Annotated in this window: 11 protein-coding genes; 3 read left to right on the plus strand and 8 right to left on the minus strand. The window is 61.8% G+C overall.

Features of this window, described 5'->3' with window-relative positions:
* Positions 1–171 precede the first annotated feature (171 nt).
* Positions 172–516 carry a cupin domain-containing protein gene (locus tag ACW9IB_RS27470; protein ID WP_105700132.1) on the plus strand — a complete coding sequence of 115 codons (345 nt, stop codon included), beginning with the start codon at positions 172–174 and terminating at the stop codon, positions 514–516.
* A 48-nt stretch (positions 517–564) separates the two neighbouring features.
* Here the strand turns inward: ACW9IB_RS27470 and mmsB are convergent, their stop codons facing one another.
* Both mmsB and ACW9IB_RS27480 read right to left on the minus strand, forming a co-directional pair.
* Positions 565–1,452, minus strand: a complete 888-nt coding sequence (mmsB, locus tag ACW9IB_RS27475; RefSeq protein WP_457416381.1) for a 3-hydroxyisobutyrate dehydrogenase — start codon at positions 1,450–1,452, stop codon at positions 565–567.
* Positions 1,453–1,467: 15 nt separating this feature from the next.
* A complete protein-coding gene (locus ACW9IB_RS27480; protein ID WP_457416383.1) occupies positions 1,468–2,985 on the minus strand; it encodes a CoA-acylating methylmalonate-semialdehyde dehydrogenase in 1,518 nt (505 codons plus the stop codon).
* A 129-nt stretch (positions 2,986–3,114) separates the two neighbouring features.
* On the opposite strand from ACW9IB_RS27480, the gene ACW9IB_RS27485 reads away from it, so the two are divergent.
* Positions 3,115–4,062, plus strand: coding sequence for a LysR family transcriptional regulator (locus tag ACW9IB_RS27485; RefSeq protein WP_177007781.1), 948 nt, complete (start codon positions 3,115–3,117; stop codon positions 4,060–4,062).
* A gap of 327 nt (positions 4,063–4,389) precedes the next feature.
* Complete coding sequence (locus ACW9IB_RS27490; protein WP_426130986.1) at positions 4,390–4,680, plus strand: DUF3077 domain-containing protein; 291 nt, start codon at positions 4,390–4,392, stop codon at positions 4,678–4,680.
* Positions 4,681–5,237: 557 nt separating this feature from the next.
* Here ACW9IB_RS27490 and ACW9IB_RS27495 read toward each other — a convergent pair.
* The 6 genes from ACW9IB_RS27495 to recC all read right to left on the minus strand — a co-directional run bounded on the left by ACW9IB_RS27495 (position 5,238) and on the right by recC (position 16,899).
* Positions 5,238–5,729, minus strand: a complete 492-nt coding sequence (locus ACW9IB_RS27495) for an OmpA family protein (protein ID WP_457365910.1) — start codon at positions 5,727–5,729, stop codon at positions 5,238–5,240.
* Positions 5,730–5,733: 4 nt separating this feature from the next.
* Positions 5,734–6,996: a diguanylate cyclase domain-containing protein gene (locus tag ACW9IB_RS27500; protein ID WP_457416387.1), complete on the minus strand. Its 1,263-nt coding sequence runs from the start codon at positions 6,994–6,996 to the stop codon at positions 5,734–5,736.
* Positions 6,993–7,568: a YfiR family protein gene (locus tag ACW9IB_RS27505; RefSeq protein WP_457365912.1), complete on the minus strand. Its 576-nt coding sequence runs from the start codon at positions 7,566–7,568 to the stop codon at positions 6,993–6,995. Before ACW9IB_RS27505 ends, ACW9IB_RS27500 begins: the two co-directional genes overlap by 4 nt.
* Before the next feature lie 141 nt (positions 7,569–7,709).
* A complete protein-coding gene (recD, locus tag ACW9IB_RS27510) occupies positions 7,710–9,779 on the minus strand; it encodes an exodeoxyribonuclease V subunit alpha (protein ID WP_457416390.1) in 2,070 nt (689 codons plus the stop codon).
* Positions 9,776–13,450, minus strand: coding sequence for an exodeoxyribonuclease V subunit beta (gene recB / locus ACW9IB_RS27515; protein WP_457416393.1), 3,675 nt, complete (start codon positions 13,448–13,450; stop codon positions 9,776–9,778). The genes recD and recB overlap by 4 nt, the downstream gene beginning before the upstream one ends.
* The gene (gene recC / locus ACW9IB_RS27520) at positions 13,447–16,899 is read right to left on the minus strand and encodes an exodeoxyribonuclease V subunit gamma (protein WP_457416396.1); all 3,453 of its coding nucleotides are present in this window, start codon (positions 16,897–16,899) and stop codon (positions 13,447–13,449) included. Before recC ends, recB begins: the two co-directional genes overlap by 4 nt.
* Positions 16,900–17,037 lie beyond the last annotated feature (138 nt).

A 17,037-nucleotide genomic window follows, 5' to 3' on the forward strand; every position in this document is an offset into this window, starting at 1 on the left:
AGTGGATCAGACACCTGATGGGTGACTGACACACCGCCTTCGCGGGCAAGCCCGCTCCCACAGGGACTGCATCCACCTGCGCTTCTGGACATCCCGATGTCGAGTTCAGACCACTGACACAACGTCCCAGGCCTTAGGGTTGCTCTTTCCATTCCCTGCCTCGGAGCCCTCATGGCCAAGCCCATCACCGTACTGCGCGACACTCACCCACTGCCGGTCCTGGATGCCTGCAAATGGGAAAAACTCGAAGGCGACCCGCACACCGTCAACCTCAACGCCTACACCAGCGAAGACGGCAGCAAGATCATGGGCACCTGGATCTGCACACCAGGCAAGTGGTACGTGGACTACGTAAAGTGGGAGTACTGCCACTTCCAGGAAGGCTACTGCATCATCACACCCGAAGGCCTGGAGCCGATTCACCTGCGCGCAGGGGATATCTTCGTGGTGGAGCCGGGGATGAAGGGGACCTGGGAAGTGGTCGAGACGGTGCGTAAGTATTTTGTGTTTGCTTGAGCCGCAAAAACCCGGGAACCCGCCCACAGCGGGTTCCCGGAAAAGCCCCTATTTGGGCTTGCGATAGCTGTTGATGATCGCCGAGAAATCCTTGCCCCCTTCCCCACGCTGGCTCATCGACTGATACAACTGCTGGGCCACGGCGCCGAGAATCACCGGTTGCTTGGCCTGACGCGCAGCTTCGGTGGCCAGGCCCAGGTCCTTGAGCATCAGGTCGGCACCAAAACCGCCGGTATACCCACGGGACGATGGCGCCGTTTCGATCACGCCCGGCCACGGGTTGTAGGTGTCGGAACTCCAGCAACGCCCGGTCGAGCTGTTGATGATGCCCGCCAGCACTTGCGTGTCGATGCCCAACGCATCGCCCAGCGCCATGGCTTCGCTGACACCGACCATGCTGATCCCCAACAGCAGGTTGTTGCAGATCTTGGCGATTTGCCCGGTGCCCACGTCACCGCAATGCACGATGTTACGGCCCATCTGCGCCAGCACCGGTTGCAGGGTGGCGAACAGTTCCGCGGTGGCGCCGACCATGAAGGTCAACGTCCCTGCGGCGGCGCCGCCGGTGCCGCCGGAGACCGGGGCATCGGCCACGGCCACGCCTTGCTTGGCCGCCACCGTCGCGACATCGCGGATGGTCTGCGGGTCGATGGTGCTGCAATCCACCGCCGGCACACCTTTGCCGATACCGGCGAGTACGCCGTCTTCATTCAGCCACACGCTGCGCACATGGGCCGCGGCGGGCAGCATGGTGATCACCAGTTCAGCGCCGGTTGCCGCATCACGCGGCGACTCGCTGATGGTGCCGCCCAGTTCGGCGAGTTCCTTGAGCACCGCCTGGTTCAGGTCGAACAGGTTCAGCGCATGGCCGGCCTTGATCAGGTTGCGGGCCATGGGAGCGCCCATGTTGCCCAAGCCGATAAATGCAATCTTCATGGTCGTCTCCCGGAATCAACGCAGGTTGATGGTGGTGTTGACACCATCGTTGACGGTGTCGTCATCGAACCAGCGGCTGGTGACGGTCTTGGTCTGGGTGTAGAACTGCACCACTTGCTTGCCGTACGGGCCCAGGTCACCGAGCTTGGAGCCGCGCGAACCGGTGAAGCTGAAGAACGGGACCGGCACCGGGATCGGGATGTTGATGCCGACCTGGCCCACGTCGATTTCGCTCTGGAACTTACGCGCCGCCGCGCCGCTCTGGGTGAACAGGCCGGTGCCGTTGCCGAACGGGTTGGCGTTGACCAGGGCAATGGCTTCATCGAGGGTCGCAACCTCAATCACCACCAGCACCGGGCCGAAGATTTCCTGGGTGTAGATTTGCATATCGGTGGTCACGCCCGAGAACAGGGTCGGGCCGACAAAATTGCCTTGCTCGAAGCCCGGCACCTTGATGTCGCGGCCGTCCAGCTCCAGCTTGGCGCCTTCTTTCACGCCGCTTTCGATCAAGTCCAGGATGCGTGCCTTGGCGCGCCTGGAGATCACCGGGCCGACATCCGTACCGGCTTCGCTGCCGGCGTTGACCTTGAGTTTCTGCGCCAATGCTTTCAGGTCCGGCAACCATTGCTTGGACGCGCCCACCAGCACTACCACCGAAGTGGCCATGCAACGCTGGCCCGCCGCACCGAAACCGGCGCCGACCAGGGCATTGAGCGTGTGTTCGCGGTTGGCATCCGGCAGCACCACGGCGTGGTTCTTGGCGCCCATCATCGATTGCACGCGCTTGCCGTGTTTGCCGGCCAGGTCGTACACGTGGGTGCCCACGGCGGTCGAGCCGACGAAAGACACGGCCTTGATGTCTTTGTGGGTGCATAGCGCATCCACCACGTCCTTGCCGCCGTGCACCACGTTGAGCACACCGGCCGGCACACCGGCTTCCAGCGCCAGCTCCACCAGCAACATGGTCGACAGCGGGTCCTGCTCGGACGGTTTGAGGACGAAGGTATTCCCGCAGGCGATGGCCATCGGGAACATCCACAGCGGAATCATCGCCGGGAAGTTGAACGGGGTGATGCCGGCGCACACGCCGATGGGTTGGCGCAGGGTGTAGGTGTCGACGCCCCCTGCGACGTTCTCGGCGAATTCGCCCATTTGCAGGGTGCCGATGGAACAGGCGTGCTCCACCACTTCCAGGCCACGGAAGATATCGCCCTCGGCATCGGCGATGGTCTTGCCCTGCTCGGCGCTGAGGACCACGGCGATGCGTTTGGAATGTTCGCGGATCAAGGCTTGCAGCTTGAGCATGATGCGCATGCGTGCGCCGATCGGGGTCAGCTTCCAGGTCTGGAAGGCGCGATGGGCGGCGTCGATGGCGGCGTTGACTTCATCGGCAGTGGCGAACGGGACTTTGGCCAGCACCTCTTGGGTGGCGGGGTTGACGATGTCCTGCCACTCGGTGGTCCTGGACTCGACCCACTCACCGTTGATCAGCAGCTTGACCTGTTGCACGGAAATATCGGCAGATGCGTTCATGGGGTCTCCAATCTTGTAGTTATACAGAGACAAGGCGCGTGAATCGCCTTGGAAATGAGGCGTTCGGACTGTTTTTGGAGTATAGATGTGCAAATCTCTAATAAGAACGCACATAAAAGCCGGTCCAACATGCAAAAAAACATCACCTCATTGGGCTCCCTGAACTGGGATGACTTGAAGTTTTTCCTCGAAGTGGCCCGCACCCGCAAGGCCAGCGTCGCCGCCAAGCGCCTGGCGGTGGACTACACCACCGTGTCGCGGCGCATCAGTTCGCTGGAAGTGTCCCTCGGCACCCTGCTGTTTGAAAAATCCCGGACCAACGGCTTCGTGCTCACCACCGAAGGCCAGCGTTTGCTGGGCTACGCCGAGTCCATCGAAAGCACCCTGCACATGGCCTGCGAGCAAGTCTCCGGCTCCGGCGTGGCGCTGTCCGGCCATGTACGCATGGGCTGCACCGAAGGATTCGGCAGCTTCTTCGTCACCCCGCAGTTAAGCCACTTCGTCGACACCTACCCGGCCATCTCGGTGGATATCCTGCCCCTGCCCCACTTCATCAGCCTGTCCAAGCGCGAAGCCGACATCGTCATCGCCCTGGAGCGCCCGGAACATGGGCCCTATGTGTGTTGCAAGCTGTGTGACTACAAATTGCAGCTGTACGCGACCCAGGAATACCTCGACCAGCACCCGCCCATCCGCAAACCGGCGGATTTGGCCGAGCATCCGTTTATCAGCTATGTGGATGACCTGGCGTTCAGCTCGGAGCTGTTGTACTTGGCAAACGTGGTGCCCGGCGCCAGCGCCAGCTTGCGCAGTACCAGCGTGATCGCGCAGTACGTGGCGGCGCAGCAGGGACGGTCGATGGCGATATTGCCGTGTTTTCTGGCGGCGCAGGACCCGCGGTTGTTGCCGGTGCTGGGGGAGCAGATTGCGATTACGCGGCAGTTCTGGATGTATTGCCGGGAGGACCTGCGCAAGTTGAAGCGGATTACCTTGTTGTGGGATTACATCCGGGAGGTGACGGAGCAGAATCAGGGGTTGTTGATGGGGGAGACGCGGGAGATGCGGTTCGCGGATTAAAGGGCCATCAACGATGATTCGCTTTAAATTGCAGGACGTTTCCTAGAGACTCTCTACCCCATTGCGCCCTACCGTTTGGGTCACTAGCCTCCTGACTTCGCTGCTCATCAGCGATCGGGTTTAGCGACTCGGATTAGTTGGGATGTGATGCCAAAGTATTGCCAGGCTTTTTTACCTGTCTCTACCATTTTATGGCGGCTGTACGCGGGAGACCTTCGGGTCTGCCGGGTTCCCAAATTTACCGGTTCGCTAACCCGTGTACAGCTGCCACCTCTTCATGTTTAGCGACATGCCGTGGTGACCCCTACTGCAAATTTGGGAAACATCATGTCAAAAATCGTCCCCGATCCCCCGCTTTCTTCCATCACCACCCTCGGCGTTGTCACTTTCGGCGATTACGGCGAAAACGAAAAACCCCTGTTCCGCGTCAACGCCGGCATGCCGATTGAGGAAGCTTTAGAGCACGCCTCCACCCTGCTTTTCTACTCCAAGAAACTCGCAATGGAAGCCGCCATGGATGTGCGTGGCGAGCAATACGCGTGGGCCGCGCATTACCTGTGTGAAATGGGCAAGGCCGTGGTCGATGACCTGACGCAGGCGATGACGCCAAGCCGTTAAGCGAACGCTGTTTAGAGCCATCCATACATCAAAGGTGGGAGCTCTATTGTTGGCAAGAAGGCGCCAGGCGCGATGGCCCTGCTGACCGCGTTTTTCCCGCCACTACAAGGCTCCTGTGGGAGCTGTCGAGCCCCGGCGAGGCTGCGAAAGCGTTGGGTCAGGTAGCATCTGTGTCGGCTGTGCCGCCGTCTTCGCAGGCAAGCCAGCTCCCACATTGGTTCTCTATGGTTGGCAAGAAAGCGTTCGACGCGATGGCCTGTTGGGGGAGCTTTTCCAGCCACCGCAAGTCCCCTTTGGGAGCAACTATCTTGATGACCGATCGTTCCCACGCTCTGCGTGGAAATGCATCCTGTGACGCTCCGCGTCACGACTTCAAAAGCGAACGCGGAGCATCCGGGGCGGCATTCCCACGCAGAGCGTGGGAACAATCAAAATCCCCGGCGAGGCTGCGAAAGCGGTGGGTCAGGTCGCATCTGTGTCGGATGTGCCGCCGTCTTCGCAGGCAAGCCAGCTCCCACAGTTTGATCGTGTTTCACGTTGAAATTAGGTGAGGCCGATCAGTCCGCAATCACCACAATCGACACCCGCCGATTCTCGGTGCGCCCTGCCACCGTGGTGTTCGGCGCCACTGGCTCGCTGCTGCCCAGGCCGCGCAGTTGGATGTTTTCTTCTTTCATGCCGACACCTTTGAGCACCGTGGCCACGCTTTGGGCGCGGCGCAGGGAGAGTTGCTGGTTGTAGCTCTCCTTGCCGGACGCATCGGTATGGCCGTCGACGCGTACGCGTTCGATGCCGACACCCAGCAGGGCCTTGCCGATGCGCTGGACGATGTCGCTGCTGGGTTGGTTGAGGGTTTCGACGTCGCTGCCGAACAGCACTTTGCCGGACAGGCCGAATGCCCAGCCTTCGTCGGTGAGTTCGAAACCTTGTTGCTTGAGGACGGCGACCTGAGCTGGGGTCAGGCCTTTGGGCGGGACCGTCTGGCAGCCGCCGAGGGCGAGCAGGGCCATCAGCAAGGTGATTAACATGAAACGTGCGGTGGTGAACAAGGGGTCAACTCCTGTGTTGAACGTTGACGACGGGGCTCTCCGACTCCGCCGTTTGCTGGCCGCCCGAAGCCAGGCGCTTGGCCTGGTACATCGCCGCGTCGGCGGCATTGAGCAAAGTGCCGGGCGTGGCGCCATGATCAGGGTAGAGGGCGATGCCGATACTGAGGGAGGTCAACACCTGGGTGTTGCCGGGCACCGCAATCGGGACGTCCATGCTGGCAATGATTTTGTCGGCGATGCGCTGGGCATCCTCGACCTTGTGCAACGGCGCCAGCAGGATGGCGAACTCGTCGCCGCCCAGGCGGGCCACCAAGTCATCCTCGCGCAATTGCGCGCGCACGCGGTCGGCGACGGCTACCAGCACGGCGTCGCCGGCGGCATGGCCGAAACTGTCGTTGATCTCTTTGAAGCGGTCGCTGTCGAGATACAACACCGCCACTTGCTCCTTGGCCTTGGCGGCGCTGCGCAGGGCACGGATCAGGCGGCCCTCGAAAAACGCACGGTTGGGCAGACCGGTGAGGCTGTCGTGGTTGGCTTGGTGGGCAAGGGATTCGTTTTCGCTTTGCAGGTGGTTTTGCCAGGCTTCCATCTCGCCGAGCAACGCATTGAAGTCGCTGCCCAGGCTGTCGAGTTCGGCGATGCGCGCCGGTGGTACGCGACGGTCGAAGTCGCGTTCGCTGCGGGCGGCGTGGGCCACAGCGGCGAGGCTTTGCAGCGGAACGGTAATACCGCGCAACAGACGCCGCGCCAGGACCAGCGCCACCCAGGCGCTGAGAGCGGTGCAGATCAGAATCCCGGCCAGGCCGCTGAGCAAGAACCGCAGCAGGCTGCCACCGTGGCCCGTCAGGTGGATGCTGCCGATCGCTCGCCCCTGATGGAGGATCGGCTGGTTGATGGGCTGTTCCAGCAGGGTATGCGCCAGGGCCAGTTCAACCCGTGAGAGCATGCCGGTTTCCGGGCGCGTCCAATGGGCCAGTGACTTGCCGGTGGTATCGAACACTTCGGCTTCGGCCACTTCTTCGGTGGAGGCGATCAGGCTGAGGGCCTCGGTGGCTGCCGCGCTGTCGTTGAACACCACCGCCGCTTCGACGGTGTAGTTGATGGAACGAGCGATCAGGTGCAGGTTGTGTTCGGCGTAGACGCGCAACGCCAGCACGCCCAGCAAGGTCAGGGAGACGCTGGCCAGGGTCACCGCCACCAGCGCCAGGATCAGGTGCCCCCGACCGATCACCGAGCGCAGGGTCGGTCGCACTTTCAGAGCACTCATGACTCGGGCGCTCGCCGGCGGGACAGTTGCAAGACACTGGGGTGAATACGCACTCCGCTGCGCGCGACCGAGTCGAGGTTGACCTCGAACGACACCTGCTCATCGCCTACCCGAAGGCAGAACAGGCTGCCCACGGTGCATTGGTCACCGCCTTCGCTGATGCTGAGCACCGGGTGGCCGATCAATGAGGTGAACAATTGCGTACGTTCCGCGGCGCTGAGTTTGCCGATGTACACCGCATCGCAGGCACTGACGATATCGGGATGCTCGGCCAGCAGGCGTTGCACCACCACCGGACGCCCGGTGGCCTGGGTCGTGCCTTTGATCAGGTCGTCGGTGTATTGGGTCGGGCCGACAATGCACAGGCGCAATTGCGCAGGCTCTACCGGCCAGCGCGCGTAACTGAGAATGCCGAGTACCACTTGGGTCACCGCCTGGGCACGGTGGTCGGCCATACCGGCGGGGCCTTGCGCCTGGGCGAAGACGTGCGGCGCGAGCACACACAAAAACGCCACCAGCAGCCTGCGTCTCCAACTCGAACTGCGCTCTGTGGGCGAGACAGCCACGTTCATGCAGCGATTCTCTCAGGTGTTTTCAAGGTGATGCCGCAACGATAGCACAGCGGCGGAAAACCCCACGGAGCAGTGGCTTCGCGGGGGCCGCTATTTTTTCAGAAAAATCAGACGCCTGAATCAGAAATATTGAATGACCCGTCAGTCAGTTTTCTCAGGCGCGGCATCCAGTTCCAGCATCAGCCCGCTCAAACGCTTGACCTTGCGCCGCACAGCCTCCTCAAACACGCCGCCACGGGGCTCGATCAAGCTGAACCAGCGCTTGGCACGGGTGATGCCGGTGTAGATCAGCTCTTTGGTGAGCACCGGGTTCAGCGCATCCGGCAGGATCAGCGCAGTGTGGGTGAATTCCGAACCCTGGGATTTGTGCACAGTCATGGCGTACACGGTTTCCACATCGTTCAGACGACTGGGTAGCACAAAACGCACACCACCCTGGCCGTCGTTGCGTGGGAAGGCAACGCGAAGTACCTGAGGACCACCATCGCTTTCAGGCAGTTTGAGGGCGATGCCGATGTCGCCGTTCATCAGGCCCAGGCCGTAATCGTTGCGGGTCATCAGTACCGGGCGCCCCTCATACCACTGCTCGTCGCCCTCGATAAGCCGCACTTTGCGCAAGGCGGCGGTAATGCGCTGGTTCAGACCTTCAACGCCCCACGGCCCCTTGCGCACGGCGCAGAGCAACTGGAACGCGTCGAAAGCTTGCAGCAGTTGTTGCGCCCAGTGGGTCCAGGCCGCGCTGTCACGCGACGTATCCGGGGACGGACGGGCGCTCTGCAACAGGTTGAGGTAATGCCGATAACCCTCGGCGCCATCGCCCTGCCCGTCCAGTACCAGGCGTTCCAGGGCCTGATCGTGTTCGCCCTTGAGGCTGACGCAAAACAGGTCCGCATGGCTGCGCGCTACCAGCAGCTTGCGCGCCTCTTCGGCATTTTGCTGGTTGACCCAGCGCGCCAGTTGGCCGATGCCGCTGCCTTCGCCAAACCGCCTTGAGTAACGCAACATCACTACTTGCTGGGCCAACGGGTGGCTATTGTCGAGGTCTTCGCGCAGGCCACTGGCACCGAGGTCTTCACCGCTGACGGCTTGCAGCCATTGCCGCGTCTTGGGGCTGTACCAGCCGGCTTCGGCGTCGCGGCACAAATCGCCGAGTACCGCGCCCGCTTCCACCGACGCCAGTTGGTCCTTGTCACCCAGCAACACCAGGCGTGCATGGGGCGGCAACGCGTCCAGCAGGTTGGCCATCATTTCCAGGTCGATCATCGAGGCTTCGTCCACCACCAACACGTCCAGGGGCAGCGGGTTAGCCAGGTGATGACGGAAGTGCCGCGTGCCCGGGCGACTGCCCAGCAAACGGTGGACGGTAGTGACTTGGGTTGGGATTTTTTCCTTCACGCTGTCGGGTACTTTCAGCGACAGCACTTGTTGACTGATGGACTCGGTGAGGCGTGCGGCGGCTTTACCGGTGGGCGCGGCCAAGCGAATACGCAACGGGCTGCCGGCCTCCACGGCCGGCGCCTGCAACAGCGCGAGCAGGCGCACCACGGTGGTGGTTTTACCGGTGCCGGGGCCGCCGGTGACGATGCTGAAGGCACCGCGTGTGGCCAGGGCACAGGCAAGTTTCTGCCAGTCGATCACGCCGTCGGGTGGCGGTTGGTCGAACAAGCTGTTCAAGCGTTGGGGCAAGTCGGCCGAAACGCTTTCCAGGGTGGCCAGGCGCAACCGCAGTGCCGTGTCGATGCGTCGCTCGTAAGTCCAGTAGCGACGCAGGTACAGACGCTTGCCCGACAACACCAGGGGACGGCTTTGGGCGAGCTCACTGCCATCGACAGCTAACGCGACCAAGGGGCTCGCCGCCAGGGCATGGCACCAATGGGCGCCATCGAGACCGTTCAGCAGCTGTGACGGCAACAACAGGGTGCCGGTTTGCAAGTCGCCCTCGGGTGGCAGTGACAGCGCGAAGTCCGGGGCCTTGAGGGTTTCGAACAGGTCGAGGCACACGTGACCATGGCCCAGTTGGTGGCTGGTCAATGCCGCCGCCAACAACACCAAAGGGTCGGCCTGCGGGTCGAGCTCGTGCAGAAAACCCACGAAGGCTTTGTCCAAGGCACGCAACCAGCCACGATCGACCCAACGCTCCAGCAATTGCAAGAGGTCAGCGGCGCGGCTGAGGGGCAGCAGCTCCTCCGGCGGTAACGGCGACAGACTCATAACAGGACTCCTTGTTCCCAGGCAGGCTCAACCTTGGGCGGGATGGGTTTGCCCTGGAACAACAGGTCCAGACCTTCGATCAATTCCCGTGGCGGACGGGTAAAGTACGCGCCTTGGCTTGCGGACTGGGTGCCACGCAGGAAAATGTACAGCGCACCGCCGATATGTCGGTCGTAGTCATAGTCCGGCAAGCGCGCCTTGAGCTGGCGGTGCAGGGCCAGCAGGTAAAGCACGTATTGCAGGTCGTACCGATGCTCAAGCATCGACTGTTCCATGGCGTCCAAGGTGTAGGCCGAATCGTCGGGGCCGAGCCAGTTGGATTTGTAATCAGCCACGTAATAACGACCATCGTGTTCGAAGGTAAGGTCGATGAAGCCCTTGAACATGCCGTTGAGCAGCACAGGTTCGGCGGCGACGCGGGAAACACCCTTGTGGGTGTATTGGCACACCAGCTTGTCGAGGGCCAGCACGTCGACTTTATGGCTGGCGAACCAGAACTCCATTTCGATCTGATACCGCTGCAGTCCGCTCAGGGTGACCCGCCCGCTATTCACAGGCAAAGGTGTTTGCAGCAACTGGCCCAGCCAAGCGCTCAGGGTGACGATCCAGCCTTCCCAGCTGCGCCTGTTACAGCGGGCACCTACGGCACTTTCGATGGTTTGTGGAGAGGCATTGAAGCCCTCCTCACCCGCCCACTCCAGCAGACCGTGAAGGAAGGTTCCCGGGTTAGGACCACGTGGGAAACGGTGAATGTCTGTGCCGGACGCTGCCACTTCACGCGGTGCGTCGGGGTCCAGACGCTCGTCATCGAACAGTTTCTGGGCCTGGGGGCTTTCCGGTGCTTCGAGGCTGGCGGCGCTCATGCTGTCGCCAATGCGCAAGGCACTGTAGGAGGCGATCCACCAGTTTTCCGCCGCCTTGCGTTTGGGCAGCAGGGGCGCCCGCAACGTGGCCTCATTGCGGGGTGGATGGAAGACCATAGCTTGGGCTTCGGGAACCTGGGCATAGTCGATGGCCGCGCAACCTGCTTGCAGGTCCAGCAACCAGCGCGCCAGCCCGGCGGACTCCGCCAACGGTGCCCCGGCGCCGAGCAGATAGCCCAATGCCGAGAGGTGCAGCACGGAACTGTTGCTGTTGCCTCGCTTGAGGTCGGCGATCCCCAGCCAGCATGCATGCTTGGCGCGGGTCAGGGCGACATAGAACAAGCGCAGGTCTTCGGCCAGGCGCTCGTCGTCAGCCTGGGCGATCAGCTCGGGCGCAGGGCGCAGGCTGACTTGGGATTTGCCGTGTTCATCGTGGTAGTGCAGCGGCAAGCGGCTGCCGTCCACCGGTTTGGCCGAGCCGATGAACGGAAGGAGTACCAAGTCGTACTCCAGGCCCTTCGACTTATGGATGGTCACCACCTTGACCAGTTGCTCATCACTTTCCAACCGCAGAATTTGCTCCTCACCCGCCTGACCGGAGAGCGCCAGGTGTTCGGCCAGATGGCGGATCAGCGCCTGTTCGCCGTCCAGCTCAGAAGCGGCTTGTTGCAGCAGCTCACTGAGGTGCAGCAGGTTGGTCAGGACACGTTCGCCATCACTGCGGGCGATCAGGGTTTGCGGCAGTTTGAAGTCATGCAGCAGGCGACGCAGCATCGGCAGCACGCCCAGGGTACGCCAGACCGTGCGGTAGCCACGGAACTGCATGACGCGGCTCTCCCAGGCAAGCTCATCCTGGTTCAGACGCTCCAGTTCCGGCAGCGGCAGGTTCAGGGTGACGCAGGCCAAGGCGGCACGCAGCGGGCGCTCGACGTCGGGTTCGGCGCAGGCCTTGAGCCAAGCCAGCAAGTCGTGGGCCTCCTGGGCGGCAAAGACAGAGTCTTTGTCGGACAGGTAAACGCTGCGCACGCCACGGGAAGCCAATTCGCTGCGCACGGCCTGGGCCTCCTTGCCGTCGCGTACGAGAATGGCGATGTCTGACGGGAGAACGCCTCTAAAGCTGTCGTCCGCTTGCAGGAACCCGGTAGTGCCTTGTTGACCGCCATTGAGCAATTCAACAATGTGCGAGGCGCAGGCCGCTGCCAGTTGCTGGCGATACACCGCGTTGGAGATCGGTTGATCGGTGGGCAGGTGCCAGAGGTTCAACGCCGGCAGGGTTTGGCCGTTGACCTGCAATCGCTCTTTGCGTCCTTGGGACAGCACCGAGTGAAACGGCACCGGGTTGTCGCCATTCGGCTCTCGAAACAGGAACGCGCCGCGGCCCGTTTCCGCGCGCTGGAACACATGGTTCACCGCCTCGACCATCGCATGACTGGAGCGGAAGTTGGTGCCCAACGTGTGGTGGCGACCGGTGGTGGCCAGGCGCGCGCGCAGATAGGTGTAGATGTCCGCACCGCGGAAGGCGTAGATCGCCTGCTTGGGGTCGCCGATCAGGAACAGGCCACTGTCGAGGTGGTTGTCTTCGATGCGGTAGATGCGGTCGAAGATGCTGTACTGCACCGGGTCGGTGTCCTGGAATTCGTCGATCAAGGCCACCGGGAACTGCTCGCGGATCACACTGGCCAAGCGTTCGCCACCTTCGGCTTGCAGGGCAGCATTGAGGCGGATGAGCATGTCATCGAAGCCCATTTCGGCGCGCCGGCGCTTTTCTTCTTCGAAGCATTTACCCACCCATCCGGCGGCGTGTTGCAACACGGCAGCGTCGGGGGTTGGCAGCGCATCGAGGGCGGCCTTGAGTCCGGCCATCGCATCGATACCGGGATGTTGCGGTGGCTCGCCTTTCCAGGCTTCGGCCATGCCGTCGGGTGTGAGGCGGGTGAAACCGGTGCCGATGTCCAGTTGTTCCAGGCTTTCGTCAGCAGCCCAGGCACTGATCTTTTCGAACCAGGGTTCGAAGTAGCGCGCTTGCATCTTGCGCCCATCGACGGCTTTGGTCGCCACGGCCTGCTGGCACAGGTCACGCAGCTCGGCGGCCCATTGCTGCCAAGGCGCCTTGAGCGTTTTAAGCGCTTCGCGGCGTTCTTGCAGGCAGGCATCGATCAGCTCGGCGGGCTCGCGGGTTTCATCAGCAGGCCGTTCGCTGCCAAACAATGCGCGAACCCGTGGCATCAGTGCGGCGGGGCCTCCCCAGTTATTGCGCACCCAGTTGAGGGCATCGTCTTGCATCGGGTAGCAGAACAACCTCCAGTAATCGCGCAGCACCTCGCCGAGCAGGTCGCTGTGGTCGGTTTCCAGGGTCTGGGTGAACAGACTGCCACTGTCGAACGCGTGTTCACGCAGCATGCGCTGACACCAACTGTGAATAGTCGAAACGGCAGCTTCGTCCATCCATTGGGCGGCGATGTCGAGACGGTTGGCGCAGGCGGACCATTGCTCCGATGGATAGTCGGCGCGCAGATCTGCGATGAGGGTGTCGGGCTGTTCAATTTCTTCGCGGAAGAAGCGCGCAGCCTCGGCCAGGCGGATACGGATGCGCTCGCGCAGTTCCTTGGTGGCGGCGTCGGTGAAAGTTACCACCAGGATTTGCGGCGGAAGCAGTTCGCGGCCAAAGCCGGATTCGTCTCCACCGTGGCCGAGGACCAGGCGCAGGTACAAGGCGGAAATGGTGAAGGTTTTGCCGGTGCCGGCGCTGGCTTCGATCAACTGGCTGCCCTTGAGCGGGAAGGCCAGGGCCAAGGGTTTGCGGGTCATGCGCCGGCCTCCTCGCCCGTGAGTGATCGCCATGGGGCGTTGAGCAGGGGGCGATACAGGGTTTCGCACCAGCCTTCGAACTCTTCGCTGGCGATGAGTGCAGTGAAGTCGGAGAACTGTCGCGTGAGCGCTGGGGTTTCGCGGCGCTCGCCGTCGGTGGTCAGGCCGTCCCCCTCGTAGGCTTTACTTGCCGCCGCCAGGGCTTTGGCAGGGTCGGATTGACTGAGCCAGGCAAACGCGGTTTTGACGGCTACAGGTAATGGCTTTCTCATTCCCGCCTGCCAGGCCAGCAACAGATTGCCGAGGATTTCCTGCGCAGCGGTTTTATCCAACGGAGCCAGCAATAGCGTGTCATCACTCGCCACCAAGCCGGTACTCAGCGACAGCCCACAGGCACAGGCCACCACGTGGTTGACCCAGGGCCGAATCAGGCGATGCCATTTGCGGGTCTTGATCGAGCCGATGCTGTTGGGGATCGTGGTGACGCTGAGCAACCCGCCATCACTGCGTCGATGCAGCCCACTGATCCAGCCCTCCAACTGCACGCCCTGATACGCAAAACTGATCGGTTCGGCGCCAGGATGCGGGGTGGGCCAGAGGGCCAGCAATTGTTGATAACGTTGCAGCAGGCCGGGCAACGGCTCGATCAACTCATTGCGCAGGCACTCGCCGAAACCGACCATCGGCAACAGGCCGCTGCCTTGCAGACGCAGGGCCTGTGCGTTGAGCACGTGGTCAGGATGCTCGGGCTGTGTGAGTGCGGCATTCAACAGGCTGTCACTCAGGCTATAGCGTTGCAGTGCATCGAGGACAAAGGGCTCTTCGTCCGCCAACGGCACCTCGGCGGCTTCGAAGAAAACTTTCAGGCGCTGGCTGAAGAAGTGTTTGACCGGGTTGCGCAGGAAGTCTTGCAACTGGCCCAGGGCGAGGGGCTCTTCCTGTTGGTGCTGGGCCAGTTCATCTTCTTTGACGACGGCGTCCGGCGCTTCGTGCAGCAACTGCCATTCGCGAGCATAGCTGAACAGCGCATCCCCTTCATGAAAGTAGCGGGCGCTGAACGGTTGCAGCGGATGCTCTTGTGTCATCGCGTCTATCAGCAGTTTGTCGTTGTTTGCAGGGTGCCAGCCACTGGCGAGGTGGTCACGCAACTGGCCGACCAGCACTGAGGCCGGACGCTCGCTGTTGTCACGGATACTGCGCCCCACCCAACTGATGTAGAGCTGGTCGCGGGCCGACAGCAGCGCTTCGAGCAACAGGTAGCGGTCGTCTTCGCGGCGTGAACGATCGCCGGGGCGATAGTCGCTGCCCATCAGGTCGAAATCCAGCGGAGGCTGGGCGCGAGGGTAGTCGCCATCGTTCATGCCGAGCAGACAAACGAGCTTGAACGGTATCGCACGCATGGGCATCAGAGTGCAAAAATTGACAGCCCCAGCCAGAAAGCGCTGGGACAGACGGCCTTGGTCCAGACCGGCCAACCAGGCTTCACGGACGACAGTGAGTGGTAACGCGTCGTGCAGGCCGACGGACTCGCAGGTTTCCAGCCAGGTCTCGCGAAGTTGTTCGAGTTGGCTCAGCAGGTAGTCGTCGTGTTCGCTGCCAGGCAGGAAGAACATTTGCATCAGGTGGTGCAGGCGCTCGCCCCACTGCTGGGGTGTGGCGGGTTCGGACAAGGCTTGATGAGCGTTGTTGAGGGCATCGAGCAAGGCGACCAGAGGACCGATCAGCGCAGCGTCGAGGCCGCCGATTTCATCATAGGGTTCGATGCCCTCGCAGGCGACGCCGGTACCGACTGCGTATCCCAACAACATGCGACGCAAACCGAAACGCCAGCTGTTTTGTTCCAGTTGTTTTGGCAGGCCCAACCCTTCGCGCTGTTCGGCGTTCAGTCCCCACCGGATACCGGCACCTTCGATCCAGCGGTGCAGGGTGGGCAGATCACGCTCCTTGATGGCGAAACGTTCGCGCAGGGCTGGAACATCCAGCAGGTCCAGAATTTCGCTGACCGGGAAACGGCTGTCGGGGAGTTTGAGCAAGTGCTCGACGGCGATTAGCAGAGGATCACGGCCGCGCTGGCCCTGGTCGGTCAGGGTAAACGGGATGAAGCGAGGGTCGTTTCGTTCCAATTGGCCAAAAACCGCGCTGATGTGCGGCGCGTAACTGTCGACATCGGGGACCATGACGATGACGTCCCGGGGACGCAACGTGGGGTCGGCGCTGAAGCGCTGGAGCAATTGGTCGTGGAGCACTTCCACTTCGCGTTGGGCACTGTGGGTGATATGGAAACGGATGGATGTATCACGCTCCAGATCGACGGGGGGCCATAGCTCGCGGGTTTCGTTAAGGGGGCGCAGTTCGAGGATGTCGTCCTGCAGTTGATTGAGCAGTGTGTCGGGTTTGCTGTCGCTGAACAGGTCGATACGGCCATCACGAAAGGCGGCGCGATAGCTGTTGGGGTCGTCGTAGCTGTCCAACAGGCTGATGTAGTCACGGCCTTGTTTACCCCAGGCGGCCAGCAAGGGGTGGGCGTGTTGATGCAAGGTTTGTGGGTCAAGGGCGACCGGCATGCCTGTTTTACGCGCTTGGCGTTTATATTCATTTCGCAGCAGGTCTTTGTCGGCAACGATGTCGGACCAGTGGTGTCGGCAAGGGTTGTGTACACAGAGCAGGACTTGGCTGAATTTCGCCAAACCGGCAAGAGCTTCCAGAGCCTGCGCAGGCAAGGATGAAATCCCGAAAACGATGACCCGGGACGGCAGCCCTGACGGGGCTTTTTCCAGCGTATTGATGCGTTCGATAAAGCGTTGATGAACGCCGGCACGGCTTTCAGCCATGCCGGCCTCCCCGACGTCCAACAACAGGGCGCGCCATAGTTCGGCTTGCCAGCAGTTCGCGGGGTTCAGGGGTTTGGGCTCTCCTCGACTATTGCGAAGTTGGTGGCGCCCTGCGGCCCAATCTTCTAGCCAATCGGCGCGATAGACCTGGTATTGGTCGAACAGATCCGCCAGGCGCTCGGCCAATTGATAGCGTTTGCGCAGGTCAGTGTCGTGGGTGAGAAAACGCTGGAGCGGCTCAAAGTGCGGTTGGTCGATGAGTTCGGGGAGCAGTCGCATGAGACGCCAGGTCAGCGGGGCCTTATCGAGCAGAGACTTGGCGGGAATTTCATCTTTTCCCAAGACCATCCGGTAGAGCTGCCACATAAAGCTACCGGGCAGTTGAACGTCGATTGCTGCGGCGATGCCGCAGCCACCCATGTCATCGTCCTGAGGGTCTTCGGCCAAGGCCAACTTGAGCCATTGAGCGATGCCATTGCTTTGTACCAGGACTATTTCGTTTTCCAGGGGAGCCAGAGGGTAGCGACGCATCCAGCTGACTACCAGGCTGCGCAGTTCGTCCAGACGGTTGCCGTGAACCACCATGAATCCAGCGCTGAGGGACGTCGCATCCGGCATAACGGCTTCCTTGGGAAAAGCAAAATCGAGGGTGCGACTTTAGCACTGTGGGGAGTTGTTGGCGGAGTTGGGATGTTAGCTGGCTTTTCACCCGCCCAAAACAAAACCCCATCTGCTTTCGCAAATGGGGTTTCGGAA

The organism is Pseudomonas sp. SDO524_S393, assembly GCF_054071875.1.

Bases quoted from the DNA above. Each gene is read 5' to 3' on its own strand.
- recD (WP_457416390.1), bottom strand. From the start codon at position 9,779: ATGAGTCTGTCGCCGTTACCGCCGGAGGAGCTGCTGCCCCTCAGCCGC.
- recB (WP_457416393.1), bottom strand. From the start codon at position 13,450: ATGACCCGCAAACCCTTGGCCCTGGCCTTCCCGCTCAAGGGCAGCCAG.
- ACW9IB_RS27505 (WP_457365912.1), bottom strand. From the start codon at position 7,568: ATGAACGTGGCTGTCTCGCCCACAGAGCGCAGTTCGAGTTGGAGACGC.
- recC (WP_457416396.1), bottom strand. From the start codon at position 16,899: ATGCCGGATGCGACGTCCCTCAGCGCTGGATTCATGGTGGTTCACGGC.
- ACW9IB_RS27470 (WP_105700132.1), top strand. From the start codon at position 172: ATGGCCAAGCCCATCACCGTACTGCGCGACACTCACCCACTGCCGGTC.
- ACW9IB_RS27490 (WP_426130986.1), top strand. From the start codon at position 4,390: ATGTCAAAAATCGTCCCCGATCCCCCGCTTTCTTCCATCACCACCCTC.
- ACW9IB_RS27485 (WP_177007781.1), top strand. From the start codon at position 3,115: ATGCAAAAAAACATCACCTCATTGGGCTCCCTGAACTGGGATGACTTG.
- ACW9IB_RS27500 (WP_457416387.1), bottom strand. From the start codon at position 6,996: ATGAGTGCTCTGAAAGTGCGACCGACCCTGCGCTCGGTGATCGGTCGG.
- ACW9IB_RS27480 (WP_457416383.1), bottom strand. From the start codon at position 2,985: ATGAACGCATCTGCCGATATTTCCGTGCAACAGGTCAAGCTGCTGATC.
- mmsB (WP_457416381.1), bottom strand. From the start codon at position 1,452: ATGAAGATTGCATTTATCGGCTTGGGCAACATGGGCGCTCCCATGGCC.